Raw genomic sequence first — 20,420 nt, 5'->3', positions numbered from 1 at the left:
AAAAAGAATCAGCCCCCGCAGATCGAAACGGTCGAGAGGGCCGCCTCCGGGCGGGTGCCTTCCTCTGAGAAGTTCGCGAAGCCCACTTCTCAGAGGAAGGCACCCGCCCGGAGGCGGCCCCAGCGCGAGACCGTCCCGGATGCTATTCGTTGTCGCCGGCAGTTAACTGCGTTGCGGAGAGTACGCCGTCGGCAGCGGTTGCGGCTGCGGCGTCGGGCCAGACCCAGTCGGTAAAGGCCGGGTGATCGAAGCCCTCGTCGCGCGCGAACTCAAAGGCCTCGGTGCGGAAGGCCTCCCACTCATCAATCTGCTCGGCAAACTTATCGGCGTCGACCATGCGCAGCACGTCGGCGGCCAGGGCCCAGCGGTCCATGTTGTTCAGGCGCAGCATGTCAAACGGCGTGGTCGTGGAGCCCTTCTCCTCGTAGCCGTGAACGCGGAAGGCATCGTGGCCGGGACGGTTCCAGATCAGGCGGCGAATCGTGCCGGCATAAGCGTGGAATGCGAAGAGCACGGGCTTCTCGCCGCGGCCAAACAACTCAGCCCAGCGCTCATCGCTGATGGCTTGGTCGTTCTCGCAGACGTTCTGGATCTTGAGCAGATCGACTACGTTGACAAACCAGACCTTGATGCCCAGCCCGCGCAGCATATCGGTTGCGGCCAGTGCCTCGAGCGTCGGCACGTCACCGCAAGTAGCGACCACGACGTCGGCCTCGGCGAGCGAGTCGGCAGTCGATGCCCACTCCCAGGTCGCTACGCCCTCGGCGAGCTCAGACTTGGCCTCGTCGACCGTCTGGAAGGTGGGGGCGGGCTGCTTGCCACAGAAGATGGCATTGACGCAGTCGGTGGACTGGTAGACGCGCTCGGCCACAGCAAGGGCCATGTTGGCATCGGCCGGATAATAAGCATTCACGACATGCGTGTCGTTGGCCTTGTTGAGCAGCAGGTCGATAAAGCCGGGGTCCTGGTGCGAAAAGCCGTTGTGGTCCTGGCGCCAGACATGGCTCGACAGCAAAATGTTGAGGCCGCTGATAGGAGCACGCCACGGAATCTCACGCTTGGTTGCTTCGAGCCATTTGCAGTGCTGGTTGACCATGGAATCGACCACGTGGACAAAGCTCTCGTAGGAGCTCCACACACCGGAGCGGCCGGTGAGCACGTAGGCCTCGAGGAAGCCCTCGCACTGGTGCTCGGACAGCTGCTCGACAACCTTACCGGAACCGGCCAGCAGCTCGTCGTTGGCATCGTCCTCGTAGAAACCGGCATCCCACTGCTTCTTGGTCACCTTATAGGCAGCCTGCAGGCGGTTGGACGCGGTCTCGTCGGGACCGAAGATGCGGAAATCATCCATGTTCTTGGCCAGGACATCGGCAGTGTACTCACCAAAGACGCGGGCGGCCTCGGTGGAGCCCCAGCCGTGGCCCTTACTTGCGACGGGGATCTCGTGAGCGTGAATATCGGGAAGCTCGAGCTCGCGGCGTACCTTGCCGCCGTTCGCGTTGGGATTGGCGCCGATACGCAGCTCGCCGGTCGGCATAAAGGCCGTCACCTCGGGGCGCACCTGGCCCTCGGGCGTAAAGAGCTCCTCGGGCTTGTAGGAGCGCAGCCACTCGCGCAGCACGCGGAAGTGCTCGTGGGTATCTTTGGCGCTCGCGAGCGGCACCTGATGGGCGCGCCAGGAGTCCTCGGTCTTCTTGCCATCAATCTGCTTGGGGCAGGTCCAACCCTTGGGCGTACGGAACACGATCATGGGATAGGCCGGACGGACCACGGTCTCGCCCGCAGTGGCCTGAGCCATAGCGGTGGCCTTGATGTCGCAGATCTCATCGAAGACCTGCTCGAACAGGGCGGCGAAACGCGCATGAATGCTCGCATGGCTCTCGTCGTCAAAGCCGGCGACAAAGAAATGCGGCTTATAGCCCATGCCCTCAAAGAACTTGGTGAGCTCCTCGTCGGACACGCGGGCAAGAATGGTGGGGTTGGCGATCTTGTAGCCGTTGAGGTGCAGGATCGGCAGGACGATACCATCGGTTGCCGGGTTCACGAGCTTGTTAGACTGCCAAGAGGTCGCGAGCGGACCGGTCTCGGACTCGCCGTCGCCCACCACAGCCACGGCCAGCAGGCTCGGGTTATCCATGACGGCACCGTAAGCGTGGCTGAGCGTGTAGCCGAGCTCGCCGCCCTCGTGGATGGAGCCAGGCGTCTCGGGCGCAAAATGGCTCGGAATACCGCCGGGGTAGGAAAACTGGCGGAAGAACTTCTGCAGGCCGGCCTCGTCATTGGTAATGTCGGGGCGAATCTCGCGGTAGGTGCCATCGAGCAACGACTGGGCGGTGCCAGCGGGACCACCGTGACCCGGGCCCATCAAGAAGATCGCGTTCTGGTTGTGATCGGCGATGAGGCGGTTGACATGACCGAACAGGAAGTTGATGCCGGGCGTGGTGCCCCAGTGACCGACCAGGCGGTGCTTAACGTCCGGGCGACCAAAGTCGCGCACCTCGCCGGTTTTCTCATCGACAAAGTCGGGGCGCATGAGCGGGTTAGAGCGAAGGTAGATCTGACCGACGGACAGATAATTCGATGCACGCCAATACAGGTCGACGCCCTCGAGCTCGGAAGCCGGCACCTCGTGGCCCAGCTTTTGCCACGGCGTCCCCAGTGTTTTAGCCATTGTTTATGTCCCTCCGCTGTGCGGTCGCCCTCCAATACGGCAACCATTCGTTGGGACTAGTATATTTGCTAAAACGTTTTATCATGGTGAAAAAACGTTTTATCACCCTTATCAATCACATCGGTCAACAAAACGCGACATTCACCTGCGGCATTGTCTGCCACAGGTGCTCCACATTCGGTCTCTGCAAATTGATAAACGTGTTTAGTTATGTTTAGTAAGCTCGAGCACGCTGCCCTTAACGATAAGCGCCGGCTCCAGGACGACCTCTTCGGCACGCCTACCGCCCCTACCGGCAAGACGCTTGGACATGCAGCCAAAAGCATGTTCCGCGAGGACACCAGGATCCTGCTCAATGGCGGTCAGCGCCGGCTCAAAGAGAACGTCGGCCGCCGAGTTGTCATAGCTCACCACCGAAATATCGCCCGGGATGCTCTTCCCCATCTCGTGCAAACGCTTGAGCAAACCGAGGGCAATGTTGTCCGAGCTTGCGAATACGGCAGTGGCGTCGGTTGCGAGCACCGCCTCCGAGGCCTCGTAGGCGCTCGGAATGTAGTACTCGCTCTCAAACTCCAAACGCGCGTCGATAGGCAGGCCAACCTCGCGCAGCGCGCGCTCATAGCCGGCAAGTCGCTTGCGACCCGTATTGGAACGACGCGCATTAACCAAGCAGGCAATGCGACGGTGGCCCTGCTCGATCAGATAGCGGGTAGCCATATAGCCACCCATCTCGTGGTCGAACATCACCTTGTCGCACTCGAGCCCCTCAATGGCGCGGTCGACCATCACGGCAGGGATGGGTAGATGGCTGACCTCTTCGCGCAGGGCACGGTCGTCCGAGAACTCGTCGCCTACCACCAGGAAGACACCATCGACGCCGCGCGTCACCAGCTGGCGCAGCAGTTCCAGGTCGTCGTCGGCGCTTCCGCCCGAGCTGGTAATAAAGAGCGCATAGCCGTCCTCGCGGCAGCGCTTTTCCAAGCTACCGGCAAGTGAGGCAAAAAATCGGCTCTCGATGTTGGGGACGATAAGGCCCAGGGTGCGTGACTCGCGCATGACCAGGCTGCGCGCAATCTGGTTGGGAACATAGTGGTTGCGCGCCGCGACCTCCTTGATGAGCTTGCGGTTTTCTTCCGAGATGCGACAAGGCCGATTGTTGAGAACAAGCGAGACCGACGAGGGGGAAAGCCCCACCTCCTGGGCGATCTGCTTGAGGGTGACTTTGTTGGCCATCTCGCTCCTTCCGGGTTTACGCGCAATCTCTTGAAAGTATAGCGACTGCCCCTCTACCTCGATGATAAACACTTTACCAATCCGGTAGACGGCTGTTTTATCGCCGCCAGCGCACCAAATACGTCCAGGTGGGGTATATTGCAGTCGATTGATGACAACGACCACAAAAAGGCGGATATTCGGATGCACGAGAACGACTTTTTTAACGAGGACCTGCTGTGCGCGCTCGCTGGCGTTGCCGGCGAGGACAACGTGTTGATGAGCGAGCCCATGCGCGAGCACACCACGTTTAAGATTGGCGGCCCGGCCGACGTCTTTGTCACGCCCGACACCGAGCAGAGCCTCGTCGCCACGCTTGATACCTGCTATCGCTGCGATCTGCCACTCACCATCGTGGGCAACGGCTCCGACCTACTCGTCGGCGACAAGGGCATACGCGGCGTCGTCGTAGCGCTAGGCGAGGGCCTCTCCGACATTACCGTCGACGGCACGCACGTTACGGCAGCAGCCGGTGCGCTGCTTTCGGATGTTGCGGCCGCGGCAGCCGAGGCCGGTCTCACCGGCATGGAGCCCATCTCGGGCATCCCCGGATCGGTCGGCGGCGCCTGCTACATGAACGCCGGCGCCTACGGTGCCTGCATGGCCGACGTGCTGGAGTCTGTACGCGTCTACAAGCCCGCCCGCATGCTCGACGACGGCACCCGCGGTAGCGGCAGCATCATCGAGTTCGATGTCGACGAGCTCAATCTGGGCTATCGCAAGAGCCGCATTGCCGACGACGGCTTCATCGTGCTTTCGGCCACCTTCAATCTCGCCCCGGGCAACGCCGCGATGATCAAGGCCGACATGGACGACTACCGCCAACGCCGCGAGGACAAGCAGCCGCTCGACATGCCGAGTGCCGGCTCCACTTTCAAGCGCCCCGAGGGCCACTTTGCCGGTAAGCTCATCATGGATGCCGGCCTGCGCGGCCATGCCGTCGGCGGCGCCCAGGTGAGCGAAAAACACTGCGGCTTCATCGTCAACGCCGGTCACGCCACCGCCGCCGACGTCGACGAACTCATCCGCCACATCCAAGCAACCGTCAAAGACCAATTCGGCGTAGACCTAGAACCCGAAGTCCACCGAGTAGGCGAATTTTTATAAAAAGAAGGCCCCAAAAGGGGCCTTCACCATATTTATTCAGATAACCCAGTCCGGTGTGTCGTGCTCAGGACCCGTGAGGGCCGGGACAGTCCGAGAGGCATAAGGTTGATCGCGAGTTCCGCACGCAAAGAAGGCCACTTAATGTGGCCTTCGTCTTGCGCAGGACTGCCCGAGCAGGCAACCTTATGCCTCTCGGACTGTCCCGGACCAAGCCGCAGCTACGACAGCGCAATACCGCCAAGCCAGCCCCAGCGCACGCCAGAGCCAGTGCCGTAAAAGCTAATGAACGAGTCAAGCGACCTCGACGTGATGGCGCCCTCGTTACTCATAACGATGCCGCCGCCAACATAGATGCCCACGTGTCCGTACAGCAGACCCGGCATACCGGTGCCACTGTGCGACGAGTCGGCCACGATCATGCCCACCTGCAGCGCCGAACGATCGGAGCTGTAGCACCAGGCGTTAAACATGTCGCACGCGTTGCCGCCAAAGTAGCCCACGCCGGCGTTGCGGAAGACGTTGGTGACCCAGGCGGCGCACCAGTTCAGGCCAGGCGAAGGCGTGGAGTAGCATGCGTTGACGACAGCCTGCTGCTTGCCCGAGCCGGCATTCTGTTGCGGATTTCCGGGCGCATACGATCCGCCACCCGAGCTCGAACCACCCGAGTAGGAATTGTTCTTGTTTGCGGCAGCCGCAGCAGCGGCAGCCTTCTTGGCAGCCTCCTCAGCCTGGGCGGCAGCGAGAATCTCGGAATCGCGCTGAGCCATGAGCTCCTTGACATCGTCGGAGAGGCCGTTCAGAACCGTCTGGACCTCCTGCTGCTTGGCCTGCATGTCCTGCATCTGGGCAGTCTGCTGGTCCTTAAGCTTCTCCAAGTCGGCTTTTTGCGACTCGAGCTCGGACTTCTGCGTATCGAGCTCTTTCTGGATGGTCTGGATATCCTCGATGGCGTCGCGGTCGCTTTTGTTGATCTTCTCAACATAGTGCGCATTGGCGACGAGCTCCTCAAACGAGCCCGAGGCGAGCAGCAGCGACAGGATGTTGGTGCCGCCCGACTTATAGTTGGCGGAAACGCGATCGGAAAGATCGCCGCGCTTCTTTTTGAGCTCGGCCTTCTTTTCGTCAATCTGCGCCTGCGTGCTGTCAATCTGGCCCTGTACGCTCTCGATATCGTTGAGGGTCTGGGCGTTCTTGTTGGCCAGCGCCGCGTATTCATTTGCGATGCTGTCGAGCTGGGCCTGGACCTCGTCAAGCTGAGCCTGGGCCGCATTGAGCTTGTCGGTGGTTTCCTTGGTGGCCTCCGCAGCATGGGCGCGAGCGGGCAGACCAAAAAGAACGGCTGCAGAAGCGGCGCCGAACAAGGCCTTGAGGGCAGTGCGACGCGAAAGCTCCTGGGAAAGGATGGAATCGCTGTTTGGTGACATATCTACTCCGTTACATGTTTATTTATATGTCGCTCAACTCATACATATTAGCGTACATCCGACGCGTCCCAACGATTTCCACGAACGGCAGCAAACCCCATGGTCGGCGGCTCGTATGCAAACGTCAAAGTCAAGGTTATGCCCACGCCAAACATTTCCATGAGTACGTTAGCATGTTCGTCTGCTTTTCCTGCCCTGCACGTTTTGGGTGCCCCTGCCTGCGCTATACTCCCTCAGGAAGTGTTCCTGATTCGATAGGAGACTACATGTCCAAAGCACTCGACCCCAAAGACACCTGCGTCCTCGTAACCGGTGGCGCCGGCTTTATCGGCTCGCACACCGTCGTTCAGCTGCTCGAGGGTGGCTACCAGGTCGTCATCGTCGACGACCTCTCCAACTCCAGCGCCGTCGCCGTCGACCGTGTCAAGACCATCGTGGGCGACAAGGCCGCCAAGAACCTCACCTTCTACGAGGCCAACGTGCTCGACCGCGATGCCATGAACAAGATCTTCGATACCCATCAGATCGACCGCGTCATCCACTTCGCCGGCTTTAAGGCCGTTGGCGAGTCGGTGAGCAAGCCCGTCGAATACTATCACAACAACATCGAGAACACCCTGGTGCTCGTCGACGTTATGCGCAACCATGGCTGCAAGTCCATCATCTTCTCGAGCTCCTCGACCGTCTACGGCGATCCGGATAACCCGCCCGTCACCGAGGAAGACCCCAAGAAGCCCGCGACCAACCCCTATGGCTGGACCAAGTGGATGATTGAGCAGATCCTTATGGACGTTCACACCGCCGACCCCGAGTGGAACGTTGTGCTGCTCCGCTACTTCAACCCCATCGGCGCACATCCGTCGGGCCTGATCGGTGAGGACCCCAAGGGCATCCCCAACAACCTGGTGCCTTATGTCGCGCAGGTTGCCGTGGGCAAGCTCGAAGCCGTTCAGGTCTTTGGCAACGACTACCCCACCCCCGACGGCACCGGTGTGCGCGACTACATCCACGTGTGTGACCTGGCATCGGGCCATGTGGCCGCCCTCAACTGGATGAACGGCAAGACCGGCGTCGAGATCTTTAACCTGGGCACCGGCACCGGCACCTCGGTGCTCGAGGTTGTCGCAGCCTTCTCCAAGGCCTGTGGCAAAGAGCTGCCCTACGTGATTCGCGAGCGCCGCGCCGGCGACATCGCCGCCAACTGGTGCGACGCCTCCAAGGCCGAGCGCATGATGGGTTGGAAGGCACAGTACGACATCGCGGACATGTGCCGCGACAGCTGGAACTGGCAGAGCCACAACCCCAACGGCTTCGCCGACGCCGAGTAGCAAAAACCTACACACCGTTCTTGCCCCGATCTCACGATGTGAGACCGGGGCTTTTTCATGGCATGTAACCATTCGCCGAAAATCGACCAACTTTTTTATCTTGCCTATACATGTTTAAACAACATGTATACAATAGGTGTATCGAATCAGAACATCGGAGGCGGACTGCACACCCATCGGCAGGCCGACCCCACAACAAGAAGGTTGGTGAGCGCATTCATGGAGCGTGCAAGCGGCGTCCTCATGCCCGTCTCATCTCTGCCCGGACCATACGGAATCGGCGGCTTTGGCTGGAATGCCTACGACTTCGTCGATTTTCTCGCCTCGTGCAAACAACATTACTGGCAAATCCTGCCCCTTACGACGACCAGCTATGGCGATTCGCCCTATCAGTCGTTCTCGGCCCGCGCAGGCAACCCCAACTTGATCGACTTTGCCGAGCTTATCGAAGCCGGCTATCTGGAGCAGCGTGACATCGACGGCGTCTTCCTTGGTTCCGACCCCAGCAACGTCGACTACGGTGCCATCTTTGTTGGCCGCCGTCAGATTCTCGATCGAGCCGCTGAGCGCTTTGCTGCCGACAAGCCGGCCGATTTCGACGACTTTATCCAAGCAAACGAGGACTGGCTCATTCCCTACTGCGAGTTTATGACCGTGAAGGAGGAGTGCGGACTCAAAGCCTTTTGGGAGTGGCCCGAGGAGCTCCGCCGCCGCGGCGAGGCATCCGCCAAGGTCTGCGCCACCCATCCCGAGCGCATGCTCTACCACCAGATGACGCAGTATTTCTTCGATCGCCAGTGGAGCCGCCTCAAGGCCTATGCCAACGAGCACGACATCCTGATCATCGGCGACCTGCCCATCTATGTCTCGCGCGACTCCGTCGAGATGTGGGCCACGCCCGAGCTCTTTAAGATCGACGCCGCCGGCAATCCCGTCAGCGTCGCGGGAACGCCGCCTGATCAGTTCTCGGCCACCGGCCAGTACTGGGGCAACCCCATCTATGACTGGGATGCCATGGAAGCAGACGGCTTCTCCTGGTGGGAAGACCGCGTCCGTGCTGCCCTCGACATGTACGACATCATCCGTCTGGACCACTTCCGCGGCTTTGAAGCCTTTTGGGAGGTGCCGTTCTCCTCTCCCGATTCGTCATATGGTTCATGGACGCAGGGACCCGGCCTCAAGCTCTTCAAGGTGCTCAAGGAAAAGCTCGGCACGCTTCCCATCATTGCCGAAGACCTGGGCTTTCTTACCCCCGGCGTCATCGACATGCGCGACACCACGGGCTTCCCCGGCATGAAGATTCTGCAGTTCGCTTTTGAAGGCAGCAACTCCTACTATCTGCCCCACAACTACATTGCCAACACCGTCGCCTACGTCGGAACGCATGACAACGAAACGGCACGCGGCTGGTATGAGGGAACGGCCACCCCGCGTCAGCGCGAGCAGGCGGCACTGTACACCCACCAGCAGGCAGGCGAGTCCATGGCCGACGCGCTCAACCGCACCATCGCCGCCAGCGTGAGCGATACCTGCATCTACACCATGCAGGACCTGCTCAATCTGGGCAACGAGGCGCGCATTAACACCCCCGCCACCCTGGGCGGTAACTGGACGTGGCGCATGCTTGATGGCGCCATCACCCGCGAACTCGAGCGCAAGCTCACCGACTGGACCGAGACCTACTTCCGCATCCCGTCGGAAGCCGAAATCGAGCTTCCCCAATAGGAGCCACCGCGCCCGACCCCACCCCACCGTGTGGACGCGACCGCTTTTCCCGCGCGAGGCCATCCCAATCCCTCGCGCGGGCTTCTTTTGAATTTCTGACATGTAGTCGACTCACCACAGGAGGAAACATGCCCCGTATAAGCCTCGCAGAACTCGCCGAGCAGTCCTTTGGCACCTCGCTCGAGCAGCTCGATGACCGTCGTATTTATAAGCTGCTGGTCAAGCTCGTGCAGGAGCGCTCTGCCGCCTGTCCGCTCAACAACGGCAAGAAAAAGCTCTACTACATCTCTGCCGAGTTTTTGATCGGCAAGCTGCTCATCAACAATATGATCGACCTCGGCATCTATGACGAGGTTAAGGACCAGCTCGTCGCCGCCGGCCACGACCTCAACAAGATCGAGGAGTTCGAGGTCGAGCCTTCGCTCGGCAACGGCGGCCTGGGCCGCCTGGCCGCATGCTTCCTGGATTCCATTGCCACGCTGGGCCTTACCGGCGACGGCGTGGGCCTCAACTACCATTACGGCCTGTTCCGCCAGCGCTTTGCCGACAACCAGCAGAAGGCCGTCCCTGACGAGTGGCTCGGCGAGCAGGACATCCTGATCGATGACGACCGCTCCTACACCGTCGAGTTTGGTGATTTTGCCGTCACCTCCAAGCTCGTCAACATCGATGTGCCCGGTTATGGCCAGCCCACCAAGAACCGCCTGCGCCTGTTTGACCTGGCAAGTGTCGACGAGGGCCTGGTCCCCGGCAGCTCCATCGACTTCGACAAGACCAAGATCGCCAAGAACCTCACCCTGTTCCTCTATCCGGATGATTCCGATGAGCAGGGCCGCCTGCTTCGCATCTACCAGGAGTACTTCATGGTGAGCAATGCCGCCCAGCTCCTGATCGACGAGGCCGTAGAGCGCGGCAGCAACCTGCACGATCTGGCCGACTACGCCGTGGTCCAGATTAACGATACGCACCCCACCATGGTCATTCCCGAGCTCATCCGGCTGCTCACCACCGAGCACGACATCGAGTTTGACGAAGCCGTTACCATCGTGCGATCCATGGTCGCCTACACCAACCACACGATCCTTGCCGAGGCGCTCGAGAAATGGCCGCTCACCAGCCTGCAGAAGGTCTCCCCCGCCATCGCCGACATCATCGTCAAACTCGATGAGATTGCCAAGGCCGAGCATGGCGACCCGCGTGTCGCCATCATCGACGAGTACGGCACCGTCCACATGGCCCACATGGACATTCACTTTGGCTTCTCCATCAATGGCGTCGCCGCACTCCACACCAAGATCCTGGAGAACACCGAGCTTCACCCGTTCTACGAGATCTATCCCGAAAAGTTCTCCAACAAGACCAACGGCATCACCTTCCGCCGCTGGATCCAGGGAGCCAACCCCGCACTTGCCAGCCTGCTCGACGATGTGATTGGCACCGATTGGCGCAGCACCGGCGACCTGAGCAAGCTCGCCGAATTCGCCGACGACAAGGATGTTCTTGAGCGCCTGGCCGCCACCAAGGCCGAGGCCAAGGCCATCATGCGCCAGTTCATGGCGCTCGAGCAGGGCGTGACCATTCCCTCCAACGCGATCATCGATGTTCAGGTCAAGCGTATCCACGAGTACAAGCGCCAGCAGATGCTCGCGCTCTACATCATCTGGAAGTACCTCGACATCAAGAATGGCAATAGACCTAAGCACCCCGTCACCATCATCTTTGGCGGCAAGGCGGCACCTGCCTACACTATCGCCCAGGACATCATCCATCTGATCCTGACGTTGTCGCAGTGGATCGCAAACGATCCCGACGTGGCTCCCTACCTGCAAGTCGTCATGATCGAGAACTATAACGTCACCGCTGCCGAGCGCGTGATTCCCGCCGCCGACATCTCCGAGCAGATCAGCCTGGCCTCCAAGGAGGCGAGCGGCACCTCCAACATGAAGTTCATGCTCAACGGTGCTTTGACCCTGTGCACGCTCGACGGCGCCAATGTCGAGATCGCCGAGCTCGTGGGCGACGAGAACATCTACACCTTTGGCGCCTCGTCCAAACAGGTCGAGCAGCTCTACGCCGACGGCAGCTATAACGCCGGCGCGTTCTACCGCAAGCCCGGTATTAAGCTGCTGGTGGACTTTATCACCAACCCCGCCTTTATGGCAACGGGCAACGCCGAGCGTCTGCAACGTCTGCACGACGACATCAAGGGCAAGGACTGGTTTATGTCCCTGCTCGACATTGAGGAGTACATCCAGACTAAGGAGCGCGTGCTGGCAGACTACGAGGACCAGGACGCTTGGATGCGCAAGGCGCTGATCAACATCGCCAACGCCGGCACTTTCTCGTCCGACCGCACAATATCCCAGTACAACGACGAGATCTGGCACCTGAGCTAATTTCGCTTCCATTACCCATCCTTTTGAAAGCGGAGTCGCGGCAACGCGGCTCCGCTTTTTGTGCCCTCGTGTTACCCGCGACCTGCCTCGACCAAAAAATCTCGGCCTGTAACAACTAGCCGGCATAATTGGGTCAACCTGTTACAGAATGAGACAAACAGAATTGTTCCGGGAAACCGTCTCAATCTGTAACATCTAGGCCCAATTTGGCCCTCCTCCTGTTACAGATCGAGACAAACGACCGGCCAGACAGCCCCAGCACAAAGAAAGGCTCCCCTCTCGCTCAGCGGACGAGAGGGGAGCCTTATATGTGACTACGGCAAAAGGATGGCAAAACCGCAGTCGCCCAAAAGGAGGGTCTGATTGAATCGGGCCTAGATAAGGTTCTTGCCAGAGACCTTATCGAAAAGGTGGGTCGCATTCTTCTCGAACTTGAACCAGATGGGGTCGCCGGCCTTGAGCGAACCCCTGGCCTCGAGGTCGACGACAGGGATGATCAGGACAAACTGGCCGTCGGGAGACGTCACATGAACGTGCTCGGTCGAACCCATGAGCTCGGTGACCTCGATGGTGCCCCGAAGCGCACCCTCCTCGCCCTTGTCGGCAAGCAGAATCTGCTCGGGACGCACGCCGGCCGTGATCTCCTTCATGTCCTCGCCGTCCCAGTTAAGCGCAAGCTGAGCGCAGGTCTCGGGGGCCAGTGCGACATTCATGTCGTCGGTCTTGACGGTAAAGCCCTCGCCCGAGCGCACCAGCTGGGCATCGAAGAAGTTCATCTGCGGCACGCCGATGAAGCCGGCGACAAAGATGTTCGCGGGATGGTTGAAGACCTCCTGCGGCGTGGCGATCTGCTGAACAACGCCGTCCTTCATGACCACGATGCGGTCGCCGAGGGTCATAGCCTCGGTCTGGTCGTGGGTAACATAGATGAATGTGCCTTTGATCTCGTGGCGAAGCTTAATGAGCTCGGCACGCATCTGGTTACGAAGCTTGGCGTCCAGGTTGGACAGCGGCTCGTCCATCAGGAATACCTTGGGGTCACGCACGATGGCGCGGCCGATGGCAACGCGCTGACGCTGGCCGCCCGAAAGCGCCTTAGGCTTACGGTCGAGGTACTCGGTGATACCCAAAATCTCGGCAGCGGAGCGAACCTTGCGGTCAATCTCGTCTTTGGGGACCTTCTTGAGCTCAAGCGTAAACGCCATGTTCTCGTACACCGTCATGTTGGGGTACAGAGCGTAGCTCTGGAACACCATGGCAATGTCACGGTCCTTGGGTGCCACGTCGTTGACGCGCTTGCCGTCGATGAGCACGTCGCCCGAGGTAATGTCCTCCAGGCCGGCAACCATGCGCATCGTCGTGGACTTACCGCAGCCAGAGGGACCAACGAGGACGATAAACTCCTGGTCGTGAACAGTGAGGTTGAAGTCCTCTACAGCGAGCACGCCATCCTCGGTAACCTTGAGGTTGTGCTTCTTCTCCTCGGTCTTCTTCTTTTTGCCAAAGAAGCCCTTCTTTTTGGACTCGTTGTTGGGATACACCTTCTGAACATGTTTGAGAACGATCTCGGCCATGTCTCTACCTTTCGATACGCGGCGCCACGCTGAGGGGCGCCGCAGAAACTTGCAAAACAGTTACGGCATCAGCCCTTGACGGCACCTGCCACCACGCCGTCGATGATGTACTTCTGGCAGAGGATGTACATGAGGACGATGGGGACAACGACCATCATGATGCAGGCCATCATGGGGCCGAGCTCGACGTGACCGTAGCCGCCGCGGAAGTACTGGATCAAGATAGGAATGGTCTTGTACTTGGTGGAGTCGAGGGTGAGGTAGGGCAGAAGATAGTCGTTCCAGACCCACATGGTCTCGAGAATGCCGACCGAAAGATAGGTGGGCTTCATGATGGGAAGGACGATCTTAAAGAACACCTGGACCGGGTTGCAGCCGTCGATCATGGCCGCCTCCTCGATCTCGAGCGGGATGTTCTTTACAAAGCCGGCGAACATAAAGACCGCTAGGCCCGCGCCAAATCCAAGGTAAATAAAGCAGATGTTGAACGGCGTGTTGAAGCCGATGCGGTCCGCCAAATTGGACAGCGTGAACATGAGCATCTGGAACGGTACGACCATCGAGAACACGAACAGGTAATAGAAGAAGTTCGAGATCTTGCTGTTGACGCGCACCACATACCAAGCGCACATGGAGCAGCACACCAAGATCAGCACGACCGACGTGACCGTGATGATGAGCGAGTACATAAACGCCGAGGCAAAGCCCTGCTCGTTAAGGGCGTGCACGTAGTTTGCAAGGCCGTTGAACGTCTCGGGCGTGAGCAAATCGAACGCCGTGGTGGTGCTGATTGCGGTCCCTTTCTTAAAGGAATTGAGCGCAATCATGAACACGGGGTAAATCCATGCGAGCGACAGGATCGTAAAGAAAATCGAGAGCGCACGGTTGATAGCCTTATCGCGTTTCATTACTGCTGCACCTCCTTGGACCTCGTGGCCTTAAGCTGGATCATGGAAATAGCGACGACCAGGATGCAGAAGATAACCGCCTTGGCCTGACCGATGCCCTGCCATGCGATGCCAGCACGCGAATAGAACGTGTTGTAGATGTTCAGGGCGAGCATCTCGGTGGAGTGCGCCGGGGCGCCACCGGTAAGGGCGAGGTTCTGGTCGAACAGCTTAAAGCCGTTGGTGATGGACAGGAACAGGCAGATGGTGATCGTCGGCATCAGGTTAGGAATCTTAACCTTCCAGAACGTCTGCCATGCCGTAGCGCCGTCGACCTTGGCGGCCTCGATGTAGTCTGACGGAATGGACTGCAGACCGGCGATGTAGATGATCATCATGTAGCCGACCTGCTGCCACAGGGTCAGGATGATAAGGCCCCAGAAGCCAGCAGCAGAGTTAAGGGCGATAAGGTCGGCACCGATGTTGGAGAGCAGGCAGTTGATCAGAATCTGCCAAATGTAGCCCAGCACGATGCCGCCGATCAGGTTAGGCATGAAGAAGATCGTACGGAAGATGTTGGTGCCCTTGAGCGCTTTGCGGGTGAGCGCCTGCGCGATGGCGAGGGCGATCACGTTGATGAGCACCGTCGACAGGAAGGCAAACGCCACGGTAAAGAAGAACGACGTGGCAAACTGCGGATCGGACAGTGCGCGCACGTAGTTCTCGATACCGACAAAGTGCGTGTTGTTGATGGTAATAAACTGGCAGAACGAGAGATAGAAACCCTGGATAAAGGGGATCACGAACCCGATCATAAACGCCAGGCACGTGGGCAGCATAAAGAGCGGCCACCAGCGCTTGAGTGCTTTGCCCATAGAAGGGTCCTTTCAATATGCAGGGAGCGGGCAAACCGACGTCTGCCCGCCCCCTGTCGCTAATCAGATAGCTTGGGCAGCAACTGCTTACTCGGAAGCAGCCTTCTCGGTCTTCCAGCCATCGACGAAGGCGTTCTTGACGCCGTCCCACTTGGTGTTATCGGCAGCATAGGCAATCAGAGCCTGCTTGAGGTTCTTCTTCCACTCCTCAGAGGGGATGTAAACGAAGTCCCAAGCGACGGTCTTCTTGCCGTCCTTAGCCATGGCAACAGCCTGCTGCGAGAAGACGTTGGTGGTTTCCTTAGCGCTCTTGAACGGGGCGGTCAGACCCATCTTGTCAGCGATGATGCTGGTGGCAGTGTCAGAAGTGACGCACCAATACATGAAGTCCTCGGTAGCCTTCTGGGCATCCTCGGAGGCCTGGGAGCTCACGCACCAGTAGTTCTCGCCGCCGGAGCACAGGCCCTGGTTCTCCTCGCCGTCGACACCGATGTAGATGGGCATCATGCCAATCTGATCGTCGGTCATACCGGCCTTGATGAGGTCGGCGTAGGCCCAAGAGCCGTTCTGGTAGAAGACGGCCTTGCCGGTTGCGAACTCGTTGGTGGCGTCGTCGCCGGTCTTGGAAGCAAGCTGCGAAGGATCGCAGGTGGAGTCGGTGATGTACAAGTCGAAGATCTGCTTAAAGTTGTCGAGATACTCGCCCTTAATCTCGTCATCCTCCTGGTTGTGCTCCTTCTCGAACTCGTAGTAGAGCGGCAGGTTGGCGAGGTGGGTGGTGTAGCGCCAGCTGGAGGAGTCATCCATGCCGGCGGAAGTGAAGGCACCGTCAACGCCAAGCTCGTCCTTGCGGGCCTGAATGTCATCGGCGCAAGCCTTCAGCTTGTCGAAGGAGTTGATGTCCTCGGCCTTGTAGCCAGCCTTCTCGAGGAGTTCCTTGTTGTAAATGATGCCGTAGCTCTCCTGGACCCAGTCGATACCCAGATCCTTGCCGTCGGACTGCAGAGCCAGGGAGTCGTCAATGAGCTCACCGCGGACCTTGGTATCGGACAGGTCGGCGCAGTAATCCTTCCAGTTCTTAAGACCGGTGGGGCCGTTGACCTGGAACAGGGTCGGAGCGGAGCTCTTGGACATCTCGGACTTGAGCTTCTCCTCGTAGGTGTTGGAGGCGGCGGTCACGATCTTGACCTCGACGCCCTTCTCCTCCTTGTACGCCTTAGCGATCTCCTTCCACTCCTTGTCGACCTCGGGCTTGAATTGAAGGAAGTAGACCTCGGCAGCGTCACCAGAAGCAGAGGAGCCGGAGCCGGCGGAGCCACCGCAGCCCACGAGACCCAGGCCAAAGACCGTGGCCGCGGAGCCAGCGAAGCCCAGGAACTGCCTTCTGCTCATTTCGTTCTTCATTACAATCCACCCTTTCACACCGTGGCGGCACCCTTTGCCGCCGCCTTCGGAGATTGGTTCGGGGACTTTGCCCCTTTTTCTGATTTTTACAATACGCTATTTGGCCAGTTGTTTGAACAAGTATTACTAGAGCGGTAGAAAAACTTCGGTGAACGGTTCCTGATACATTCGTACTTGACAAATATTGTCTAAACAATTAAAGCGCCCCGTGCGGCCGATATCCCATCGACCGCACGGGGCGCTTCATATCGGAACGCAAGCTTATGCGTCTGTTACCTATCGCTTGGAATTGATGCGGTAATGGAAGATCTCGGGGTGTGTGCGAGCATGCGTCACCTCGAACAAGATGCCGTCCGAGGTGTACGACTGACTCTCCATGACGGCAACGCAGTTGTATTTGCCGAGGTCAAGATAGCTACAGTCTTCATCGTTGGCGAGCTCGACACTCACCGTACGGCGACTTGCCATCACTTTGATGCCGCGCTTGTGCTCCAGATAGTCGTAGATAGATTCTGCCGCGATCTCGGGGGTCAGACCCTTGGCGATCGACTCCAAAAAGTAGCCATGGTCCACTTGGCGCGCACTGCCGTTGAGGCTTCGGACACGCACTACGCGAATCAGCTCCTCGCCCACCTTAAAGCCCAGGCGACGAGAGAGCTGCTCGGTGCAGACCAGATGTTCAAAGGACTTAACGTCCGTCGATGCAACGGCATTGTTGCGCTTTGCAAATTCGCCAAACGACTCGACTTCCTCGAGCGCGCCCAGCATGTCGGTTTCGCCCTTGAGCCAAATAACGCGTACGCCCTTGCCGTGTATGGGCTGCACAAACATCTCGTCGGCCAGCATGCTCAAGGCGCGGCGGACGGTATTGCGCGTGCAGCCAAATTCCGCGGTCAGCTCGGCTTCGGTTGGCAGCATCTCCTGAAATGCATAGGTCCCATTAATGATGCGCGAGCGGATCTCGCGGTAGATTCCTTCGTAAATCGCTTTTGGCATGGCTTCACCTCTAATGAATATGTATGGCTAGGCACGATAGCATTTCTTGGGGTTGTTTAAACCGTCTATCGGCAAAGCACGGATTATTTACCGTCGACGGTTCCCCCGGCACCCAAATCGGACCGAATCAAAACCGTCAATGCGGCAAGCAGCCAGTCCTCTACAATGAGTTCATTGTTTAAACGTTCTTGCTCGCACAGCATGTTGCATCCGGAAGGCATATTATGCTGCAGAAAATCCAACGCTTTGGCGGGGCAATGTTCGCGCCCGCCATGCTGTTTTCCATATCGGGCCTTATGGTCGGCGTCTCCGCCCTCGCAACGTCTGCGGACATCGTCGGCGACCTCGCCGTATACGGAACCCCTTGGTATGTTTTTTGGGCTATCATCCAGCGCGGCTCGTGGACGGTCTTTAAACGCCTTCCGCTGCTTTTTGCCGTAGCGCTACCCATCGGCCTTGCCCAAAAGCAACCGGCGCGCTGCTGCTTCGAGGCACTCGTGGCCTATTTTGCCTATTGCTTCTTTTTAAGCGAGATCATTAAGCTGAGCGGCGACAACCTTGGACTTAAGTACCCGTCGTCTTTGACCTCCGCCAGCGGCATCACCGTCATCGACGGCATCAAGACGCTCGACACCGGCATTATCGGCCCACTGGCGGTATCGGCCACCGTCGTCGCCATCCATGACCGCTTCTACGATGCCAAGGTTCCCGATTGGCTCGGTACTTTCTCGGGCTCCTCGCTGGTCTACCTCATTAGCTTTTTTGCCGTATTCGCCCTTGCCGCTATCTCGGCCGCCATCGTGCCCATCGTATACACAATGACCGAAACACTGCGCCATGCACTTACGGGCGTCGGTCCCTTCGGCGTGGGCGCCTTCGTGTTTTTAGAGCGAGCACTCGAGCCCGTAGGGCTGCATCACCTGCTCTACATGCCAATCTACTACGACAATCTGGTTATTACCGATGGCATCTACGCCACGTGGACCAACTTGCTTCCCATCCTCTCGCATAGCACGCGCCCCCTCAACGAGCTAGCGCCCTGGGCTGGTTTCACCGCCACCGGTTGGGTCAAGCTCTTTGGTCTTCCCGCCATCGCCGTAGCGTTCTACACCACGGCCAAGCCCGAACGCCGTGCCAGCCTCAAGACCATCCTTCTGCCCGCCATCGTCGCCTCGATGGTCTGCGGCGTCACCGAGCCGCTCGAGTTTCTCTTTATGTTCACCTATCCCGGACTCTTTTTGCTCTACGCCGTCCTATCCTCCTGCCTTGCCATGGCCATGAACTTCTTTGGCGTCGTCGGCATCTTCTCGGGTGGCCTTATGGAGATGGCTGCCTTCAACTTTATCCCGCTCATGCGGACGCATGCCGGCTCCTACCTTTTGGCACTCGGAATCGGACTCGTCTTTAGCGTCATCTTCTTCCTGAGCTTTCGAGGTCTTATCCTGACCTTTGACCTTAAAACCCCGGGACGCGAGGACTACATTGCCAGCAACACGGCGCTCTCGCGCTTGACGGGAAACGACGTTGACGAAAAGCGCTTATCCGAAGCCGGCGCTTCCGACTGCCAGGCATCACAAGATCGTCTGCTCGCCGAGCAGGTTGTGGCGCTTCTGGGCGGCGTCTCCAACATTGTGGGCGCAACCAACTGCGCCACGCGGCTGCGCGTCGAAGTCGCGGACCCTTCTATCGTCGCGGACAACGCAACCTTTGTCGCAGCGGGCGCCAAAGGCCTCATCGTCACCGGCAAGACTGCCCAGGTAATCATCGGCGTCTCGGTCCCCCGCGTCAAAGAGCACTTTGATCAGATTATGGGACTCGAACCGGGTTTTGCATTTGCCACCCCGCTTTCTCATGCCGCCGATGACGCCAAAAAGCATGGCAATATCTGCTTCTTCGACATCGACGGTACGCTTGCCTGGCAAGATCCCAAACTTGCCCAAGAGCTCCCCGAGGGCGAGCGAGACCTTTCCCCCTATCCCAACGAAACGGTTGCACAGGCAATTCGCACGTTTGTCGCCAACGGCAACAAAGCCTTTATCTGCACGGGGCGCACCCTCAGCTGCATCCATCCCAAGCTGCTCGAGCTGCCGTGGGCGGGCATCGTATGTCTCGCGGGCGGCTACGCCGAACTCGAGGGGCGCATCGTACGAAATGCGGCCATAAACCCCGGTCTGCTACAGCGCCTCGCCCCCTATCTCGAACAATCGGGTGAGGTCATTCGCTTTGAGGGCATCGATCGCGTCGTGCGCATGAGCGCAGATGCCCCCGAGACGTACGGATACGCGCGCACCGTGGGCGACGCCGTCACGCAACTCAAGCACTACAACGCTTATAAAATTCTTATGTCCACACCGCTCGCCAACCGCATCGCCCAAGATGAAGAGCTTGGGCCTCTGCTCTGCCTCAACGAGCTCGAACTCGAGGTCACGGAAATCTCGCCTCGCGAGTGCACCAAACGGGCCGGAATCAAGGCCGTGCTTGACGCCCTGGGGCCAGATCACGGCACTGTGTACGGCATCGGCGACGCAAGCAACGACATCGCCCTCATGGAGGCGGTCGATGTTGGCGTCGCCATGGGCAACGCGCCGGACTTCCTCAAGGAAAAGGCCGACTACGTCACCGACAGCTTCGACCACGACGGCGTCGTCACCGCGCTCGAGCACTTTGGACTTATCTAGCCGCGCCTCTTGCCGCATTTGCGACAACATGGCTCAATCGTCTTCAACCGCCGCGCTCGATGCCCTAATGTGGCAATATGTTG

13 protein-coding genes are annotated in these 20,420 nt (G+C 59.0%); 5 read left to right on the top strand and 8 right to left on the bottom strand.

Annotation, left to right across the window (positions count from 1 at the left end):
• Positions 1-142: 142 nt before the first annotated feature.
• Together ACQQ92_RS07950 and ACQQ92_RS07945 are read right to left on the bottom strand one after the other, a co-directional pair.
• Positions 143-2,671, bottom strand: a complete 2,529-nt coding sequence (locus ACQQ92_RS07950) for a phosphoketolase family protein (protein ID WP_427796200.1) — start codon at positions 2,669-2,671, stop codon at positions 143-145.
• A gap of 204 nt (positions 2,672-2,875) precedes the next feature.
• The gene (locus tag ACQQ92_RS07945; RefSeq protein ID WP_118388843.1) at positions 2,876-3,904 is read right to left on the bottom strand and encodes a LacI family DNA-binding transcriptional regulator; all 1,029 of its coding nucleotides are present in this window, start codon (positions 3,902-3,904) and stop codon (positions 2,876-2,878) included.
• Between the two features lie 183 nt (positions 3,905-4,087).
• Between ACQQ92_RS07945 and murB the strand changes: the two genes are divergently transcribed.
• The gene (gene murB / locus ACQQ92_RS07940) at positions 4,088-5,050 is read left to right on the top strand and encodes a UDP-N-acetylmuramate dehydrogenase (RefSeq protein WP_427796201.1); all 963 of its coding nucleotides are present in this window, start codon (positions 4,088-4,090) and stop codon (positions 5,048-5,050) included.
• Between the two features lie 218 nt (positions 5,051-5,268).
• Here the strand turns inward: murB and ACQQ92_RS07935 are convergent, their stop codons facing one another.
• Entirely contained in the window at positions 5,269-6,474 is a 1,206-nt protein-coding gene (locus ACQQ92_RS07935; protein ID WP_154515132.1) for a coiled-coil domain-containing protein, read from the bottom strand.
• 266 nt (positions 6,475-6,740) lie between these two features.
• Between ACQQ92_RS07935 and galE the strand changes: the two genes are divergently transcribed.
• The 3 genes from galE (at position 6,741) to ACQQ92_RS07920 (ending at position 11,923) form a co-directional block, all read left to right on the top strand.
• Positions 6,741-7,802, top strand: coding sequence for a UDP-glucose 4-epimerase GalE (galE, locus tag ACQQ92_RS07930; protein ID WP_154515134.1), 1,062 nt, complete (start codon positions 6,741-6,743; stop codon positions 7,800-7,802).
• 219 nt (positions 7,803-8,021) lie between these two features.
• The gene (gene malQ / locus ACQQ92_RS07925) at positions 8,022-9,527 is read left to right on the top strand and encodes a 4-alpha-glucanotransferase (RefSeq protein ID WP_427796199.1); all 1,506 of its coding nucleotides are present in this window, start codon (positions 8,022-8,024) and stop codon (positions 9,525-9,527) included.
• Positions 9,528-9,655: 128 nt separating this feature from the next.
• On the top strand, positions 9,656-11,923 hold the full coding sequence (locus ACQQ92_RS07920; protein WP_427796198.1) for a glycogen/starch/alpha-glucan phosphorylase: 2,268 nt from the start codon (positions 9,656-9,658) through the stop codon (positions 11,921-11,923).
• 374 nt (positions 11,924-12,297) lie between these two features.
• Here the strand turns inward: ACQQ92_RS07920 and ACQQ92_RS07915 are convergent, their stop codons facing one another.
• The 5 genes from ACQQ92_RS07915 to ACQQ92_RS07895 all read right to left on the bottom strand — a co-directional run bounded on the left by ACQQ92_RS07915 (position 12,298) and on the right by ACQQ92_RS07895 (position 17,659).
• A complete protein-coding gene (locus ACQQ92_RS07915) occupies positions 12,298-13,497 on the bottom strand; it encodes an ABC transporter ATP-binding protein (RefSeq protein WP_427748337.1) in 1,200 nt (399 codons plus the stop codon).
• A 68-nt stretch (positions 13,498-13,565) separates the two neighbouring features.
• Positions 13,566-14,405 (bottom strand): carbohydrate ABC transporter permease, encoded by an 840-nt coding sequence (locus ACQQ92_RS07910; protein WP_154515140.1) that lies wholly within the window; start codon positions 14,403-14,405, stop codon positions 13,566-13,568.
• A complete protein-coding gene (locus tag ACQQ92_RS07905) occupies positions 14,405-15,259 on the bottom strand; it encodes a carbohydrate ABC transporter permease (RefSeq protein ID WP_152073297.1) in 855 nt (284 codons plus the stop codon). The genes ACQQ92_RS07910 and ACQQ92_RS07905 overlap by 1 nt, the downstream gene beginning before the upstream one ends.
• An 87-nt stretch (positions 15,260-15,346) precedes the next feature.
• Positions 15,347-16,663, bottom strand: coding sequence for an ABC transporter substrate-binding protein (locus ACQQ92_RS07900; protein WP_427796197.1), 1,317 nt, complete (start codon positions 16,661-16,663; stop codon positions 15,347-15,349).
• Between the two features lie 276 nt (positions 16,664-16,939).
• The gene (locus tag ACQQ92_RS07895) at positions 16,940-17,659 is read right to left on the bottom strand and encodes a GntR family transcriptional regulator (RefSeq protein WP_427728942.1); all 720 of its coding nucleotides are present in this window, start codon (positions 17,657-17,659) and stop codon (positions 16,940-16,942) included.
• A gap of 224 nt (positions 17,660-17,883) precedes the next feature.
• Between ACQQ92_RS07895 and ACQQ92_RS07890 the strand changes: the two genes are divergently transcribed.
• On the top strand, positions 17,884-20,337 hold the full coding sequence (locus tag ACQQ92_RS07890) for a PTS transporter subunit EIIC (RefSeq protein WP_427796196.1): 2,454 nt from the start codon (positions 17,884-17,886) through the stop codon (positions 20,335-20,337).
• Positions 20,338-20,420 lie beyond the last annotated feature (83 nt).

It is taken from the genome of Collinsella sp. SGI.241, from assembly GCF_050312955.1.
In the GTDB taxonomy this organism is placed as follows: Bacteria; Actinomycetota; Coriobacteriia; order Coriobacteriales; family Coriobacteriaceae; genus Collinsella.
The sequence above is the reverse complement of the archived record's forward strand: the minus strand, read 5'-3'. Positions and strand labels throughout refer to the sequence as shown.

Excerpts from the sequence above, each read along its gene's own strand:
- ACQQ92_RS07950 (WP_427796200.1), bottom strand. The coding sequence starts at position 2,671 with ATGGCTAAAACACTGGGGACGCCGTGGCAAAAGCTGGGCCACGAGGTG.
- ACQQ92_RS07945 (WP_118388843.1), bottom strand. The coding sequence starts at position 3,904 with ATGGCCAACAAAGTCACCCTCAAGCAGATCGCCCAGGAGGTGGGGCTT.
- murB (WP_427796201.1), top strand. The coding sequence starts at position 4,088 with ATGCACGAGAACGACTTTTTTAACGAGGACCTGCTGTGCGCGCTCGCT.
- ACQQ92_RS07935 (WP_154515132.1), bottom strand. The coding sequence starts at position 6,474 with ATGTCACCAAACAGCGATTCCATCCTTTCCCAGGAGCTTTCGCGTCGC.
- galE (WP_154515134.1), top strand. The coding sequence starts at position 6,741 with ATGTCCAAAGCACTCGACCCCAAAGACACCTGCGTCCTCGTAACCGGT.
- malQ (WP_427796199.1), top strand. The coding sequence starts at position 8,022 with ATGGAGCGTGCAAGCGGCGTCCTCATGCCCGTCTCATCTCTGCCCGGA.
- ACQQ92_RS07920 (WP_427796198.1), top strand. The coding sequence starts at position 9,656 with ATGCCCCGTATAAGCCTCGCAGAACTCGCCGAGCAGTCCTTTGGCACC.
- ACQQ92_RS07915 (WP_427748337.1), bottom strand. The coding sequence starts at position 13,497 with ATGGCCGAGATCGTTCTCAAACATGTTCAGAAGGTGTATCCCAACAAC.
- ACQQ92_RS07910 (WP_154515140.1), bottom strand. The coding sequence starts at position 14,405 with ATGAAACGCGATAAGGCTATCAACCGTGCGCTCTCGATTTTCTTTACG.
- ACQQ92_RS07905 (WP_152073297.1), bottom strand. The coding sequence starts at position 15,259 with ATGGGCAAAGCACTCAAGCGCTGGTGGCCGCTCTTTATGCTGCCCACG.
- ACQQ92_RS07900 (WP_427796197.1), bottom strand. The coding sequence starts at position 16,663 with ATGAAGAACGAAATGAGCAGAAGGCAGTTCCTGGGCTTCGCTGGCTCC.
- ACQQ92_RS07895 (WP_427728942.1), bottom strand. The coding sequence starts at position 17,659 with ATGCCAAAAGCGATTTACGAAGGAATCTACCGCGAGATCCGCTCGCGC.
- ACQQ92_RS07890 (WP_427796196.1), top strand. The coding sequence starts at position 17,884 with ATGCTGCAGAAAATCCAACGCTTTGGCGGGGCAATGTTCGCGCCCGCC.